2 protein-coding genes are annotated in these 4,983 nt (G+C 55.0%); one reads left to right on the forward strand and one right to left on the reverse strand.

What is annotated here, in order from left to right:
• Window positions 1-59 precede the first annotated feature (59 nt).
• Window positions 60-3,290, forward strand: coding sequence for an ATP-binding protein (locus BLU89_RS20935; RefSeq protein WP_074739667.1), 3,231 nt, complete (start codon window positions 60-62; stop codon window positions 3,288-3,290).
• Here the strand turns inward: BLU89_RS20935 and BLU89_RS20940 are convergent.
• A partial coding sequence (locus tag BLU89_RS20940) for a carbamoyltransferase C-terminal domain-containing protein (RefSeq protein WP_218129443.1) occupies window positions 3,277-4,983 on the reverse strand: 1,707 nt, incomplete at its 5' end. The genes BLU89_RS20935 and BLU89_RS20940 overlap by 14 nt on opposite strands.

A 4,983-nucleotide genomic window follows, 5' to 3' on the forward strand; every position in this document is an offset into this window, starting at 1 on the left:
TACCAGCGTAACGATAACTGGAAATTATCCGTGCATTTCATGTGCGACAGGCAGGCGCCATGAAGGAACGCTTTCTACTACCAAACGACGTATCCCAGCCGCCGAGTTTGCCACTTGGCACCGTCTCCGACCGCGCATTTGAAATCGCAATCTTTGAATCGGCCAAGTCAACGGTCGCTAAGATTTTGGGAGCTGAGTTCACGAACCAGGTTGAACTCACCTCTCCGTCGGCTGACAGAGGTCGAGACGTGGTCATCCGCGACTACACGCCCGCCAAACTGTTCAATTTGGAGCTGGGTGCGGAAGGGGTCCCGAAACAAGTTTTCATCGAGTGCAAGCTCACGAACAAACGACGGCTTACCCTCGAACACGTCGCGGCGAACGTGCTACAGATCGAACCAGCACCCAACAGCATTTTCTTAATAGTCACCAACGGAACGCTCACTCCTCGCGCGGCGAGCGTCATCGAACGCCAGTGTCGCCGGGTCGGTACAGACTTCTTGCTCATCGATGCATGGAACATCGCCGCCTGTTTGCCTGACATCGTTTCGCAGGACCTCGTCTCGGAGCAACAATCTGAAAAGCTGCTTAGCTATCAGGTCTTGCGGGACGGCAAGCACAAAGATCAGTTCATTGTCCATTTCGTAGTGAGATCGACGCCGGAGACGCCACTTCAATTCGATTTCTCACTACATTCCACACGAGACTGGGTCGGCAAGACGGACGATCCCAGCGGAGGCACATTGAGAGCCGGCGACCTTGGCTGTTGGTCAATAGACCTCGCGCCAAGAGGTCTCAGCACGCCTCGTTCGCTCACTGTTTCGGTCTCTATCGATGGACAGAGAGAGCTGCACGAAATCCCACTCGTTACGAGCGACGACATCGCGAGGATACCGCTCTTTGAATCCCCGATGTCGATGGAGTTGTCGAAACTACGAACGGACCTGCTGACGCAACTGCTTCCCCGATTTGTACATGTGCATGGTAAAGCCGGCTCAGGTAAATCACGGCTCCTGCTAGAGCTCTACGAGGAGGCTCAGGCTCAAGGGCTCGCCTGTCGTTTCATAACCATGCTGGATAGTGGTGGCGTGTTTGTTTCCACCAGTGGGTTCGGTGAGAGAGACAGTACCCGTCCGCAGGAGGTGCAACTTTCGGATTTCTTTCAGCGACTGGCGCGAATTGACAGCGGCGGTCGGGACGAGGTGGTCTTTATTGACGACGTTCACAAAGCGACCGCACCAATCCTGCAAGAAATCGTCACTTTCGCATTTGGATCTGGAGGGGGTGTCTCTTTGGTTGCCGCGGGCCGAAGCGATCCAACGTTTCGGCGGCCAGACTACGAAGCCTTCCAGCGCCAGATCGCGGAGCACCAAACACCTGACAGTATCCGCCAGGTCATTCTCGGAGACATGAGCGACACGGACGTTCGCTCCGCTCTGTCTTCCATCTTCAGCGACGATGCGCCGGGGCTCTTTCGTCTCAAGGACGCCCGGACAAAGCTCCGCCCGGTCGATCTTGTGCACGCCGTGCACTCCTTGCTCGAACGAAATCAGATTCAATGGGCGGACGAAGAGCGATTGACGCTCTCGGTCGCCGACGATGCGACAACAGACTATTTCTCTGGTGACGAAATCATCGGTAGCATCCTTGGCTATCGTTATGATCATCTGTCAAAAACGAGATTTGAAAAATTCACGCTTGCGGGTTTTTTTGAAGTTTTGGCTGTCCTTGACGACCCGACGTTTTCCTACGCTGCGATGACTTCACTTCTCGAGCGAACCGACGTGGCGAAGGAGCTATTGCTCCTTTGGCTCGAGCCAGATGATCGGTCATCCCGCGCCGTATTTCGCCACGGTTCCCTGCAAGACTACCTGCACAATAAATTCTACAGTTTCGATACGGCCCCTTCAGCGCGCGAGGTTCTGAATTTCGTCGAGTCACCTCCGGAAAGTTTAAGGACCGAAACGGCGGCAGCCTTCGCCCTGTCCGACGGAGATATTGATTCCGCCGGAGCATCGATAGCGACGTTCGCTGCCAAACTTCGTACCGTCACGAACATCTCCTCGCTTGATCTCGAGGAAGATGACTATCCCCATCTCGCAACGCTCTATGCGGTCCTTCAGAGGTCGGCTTCTCATCGCCCCCTGCTGCAGCACCGATGCTTGATCGCGCGCGCCTACCTAAACTCACACCACCGTGCCTACGCCTCAGGCTTTATCGACAATCTGAGGCTTGTCGGACTCGTCTCTGCACTTCAAGACAAAAAGTCGAACGGGCTGACGGTCGCTGGGGTCAAGCAGCTCATGGCGCATGCGCTGATCAACAGCGGCGACTCGAAAACGGCGCTTTCCTTGATGCACGAGGTCGAAAACTTTCTTGAAAGGCACGAAAAAACGACCGCCGCAAAAGCGATCGAGTTCGATATGTGTGATCGCCTCCAGTCATACTATTCCGCACAATCTGCCTTTTCCGCTGCAAGGCTGTTCTTCCTTAGGGCGAGAGGGTGTGCCCATCAGGTCGGAGCACCCGCTCTGTTGAGTCTAAGCTTCTCAGCAGAATTTCACTTGAGCCGATATCTTGATGTAGCGAATTCGGTGAGGCTGGCCGAAAGGCAGCTCAAGCACGCGCAAACCGGTGTCCCGGAACGGACGTTGACGCATGCGAAAGTCAACAGCTTGGTCGCGAATTGGACCGATCAAGGAACTGTTCCGGACGATGAGCAGTCGGCGGAGTTTCAGCATCTACGAGCCTTCTGCAAGAGGTCGGGTTTTGGGCATCTCGTGCCGCGGCTCGACTACCTGATCGCGGTCGACACCATGCTGAGATGGCGCGCCGGTGACGAACCCATCTCGACTGTCGAAGCGGTCATATCCAAAGCAAACGAATCCGCACGCCGTTACGGTTACAGTGAGTATATATGGCTGCTGGCATCACTTGATCTGGTCATCTCAGTCGAACAGAAAGTCTCACAGGAGGACATCGCACGGAAAGCGGTCTGGTTGGTCGATCATTTGCACGACCAGGGTCTGACCTTCATTGCGGGCGACGAGTTGTGCTTCCAGAACACCGTTGCATTGTCCAACGGCTTGAGGGCGATACACCAAGCAACGGACCAGGAAACCGCCTGGCGATATGCGCAGAAGGTCTCCTTCTCACCGCTGTTCCTCCCGAAGCCAAGCGATCAGCGCAAAAGGCTTGAAACAGTGTTTGACGGGCAGATGCTGAACCACGTCTATGACCCGAAGGCACTCGTGCCTGGCCCTGACGGATATGGCGTCATCCTCGTCTGAGGTGCAGACAGTTGCCCAAGACCAGCACGTCCAGATCCGTCGAGCAAAACACGTCAATGGCATCCGACGGGCTGTCGACCATCGGTTGCACCTCATCGTTAAACGACGTGTTGAGTAGCACCGGCACGCCGGTACGCTCATAGAAGCGTTGGAGCAGATCACGGAGCCATAGGTCATCGTCCATATCTACTGTCTGAACCCTGGTGCTCCCGTCCACATGGACGACGGCTGGGATGTGGTCTCGTTCTGAAGGTTTAACGCTGGCGGTGACCAGCATATGGGGCGCTCGCGCGTCGAAATCTGTCATCTCGCCAGACCGATCCTCCAAGATCATGGGGGCATATGGCCGAAACTCGGCGCGCCTCTTGATGCCCTCATCGAGACGCCGTTTAGACTTCATCGATCGCGGATCGGCCAGGATGCTGCGATGACCAAGCGCCCTGGGCCCGCACTCGGATCTACCTCGAACTACGCCGACAATCTTACCTGTCACCAGCAAGTCAACCAAACCTTCGAGCATTTCATCCTCGGACAAACTGTCATATGGAAGTTTGGCCGACTTCAGTGCGGCTTCGCATTCAGCATCGGAAAACTTCCTCCCAAGATAGGGGAATTCGTGGGGTCTTTCTGGAAGCTTTGAATGGGACTGCCAATATGCGTAGGCCGCGGTTCCGATCGACTGGCCCTCGTCGTTGCAGGCTGGGAAGAAGAACAGCTCTCGGTCCGGATGTTCATCGTGCAGGCGCCTGTTCGAGAGACAGTTCAAGAACAGTCCACCTGAAAAGCAAACGCGTTTCGAAGGGAAGCGATCCAACGCGTCTTTCACGATCGCGGACAATGCGTCGCTCAGGTATGCTTGATAGGTCGCGGCGATGTCAGACCGCCTCTCTCTCGCGAACTGAACAAGGGACTGGCCTTCCGCCTTTGCGATCGCTTCAAACTCTCTCAAAAAATCAGTGTAACGCAGGCTGAAAGAGAGGTCTTTCGGGAGCATGTTGCGATAGTCGAAGAGCGGTTCCCCAAATGCGGCCAGCGCCATGGTCTGACCGGCTTGACCCGGTCCAAACCCACAGAGATAGGTGATCTGTTCATATTTCAGGCCCAAACTTATCTGTCGCTCTTGATCGTCTGGCCGAAAATAGCTTGGGTCATAAAACTCTGGACGATTGACGTAGGTGAGCGGTGGAGACTGGACTCTCTCGTCGAGCAAATAGAACGTGTCGGAAGAAACATGATAGATCGTCTCTGACTGAGATCCCCACAGCCGCTGATCTCCAGCACCGTCCGCGACGACAACCATGGCTTCGTCAAACCCACTGCACACTTTCGCTCCGAGCGCATGCGCAAGGTGATGATCGAGCGCTGAAAATCTCCCATCGAATTCCGGAAAAGCGTCGCGGAAGGATGCTTCGAGCGTGTCGGAGACACGCGATGCCTCAACTGCGAGGTAAGAGATACAAACACCCTCCAGGTCGACAACATTGATCTTGAGGTAGCTCAGGATCGTCGTGATCTCTTCGACGGGCAGAAGAAAAGAGTCTGAGTGCTTCTTGCGATCAAGCCTCTCAACTGCTGTATGGAAAATGATGGTGGAGTCGTCGGCTACTGTAATCGCACGGTCATGTCCGATGTGAAGCCCAAGAAAATAACGTTTTTGGGGCACGGATAATTTCCAGTTATCGTTACGCTGGTA

It is taken from the genome of Ruegeria halocynthiae, assembly GCF_900106805.1.
Classification (GTDB): Bacteria; Pseudomonadota; Alphaproteobacteria; order Rhodobacterales; family Rhodobacteraceae; genus Ruegeria; species Ruegeria halocynthiae.

Excerpts from the sequence above, each read along its gene's own strand:
- BLU89_RS20935 (WP_074739667.1), top strand. The coding sequence starts at position 60 with ATGAAGGAACGCTTTCTACTACCAAACGACGTATCCCAGCCGCCGAGT.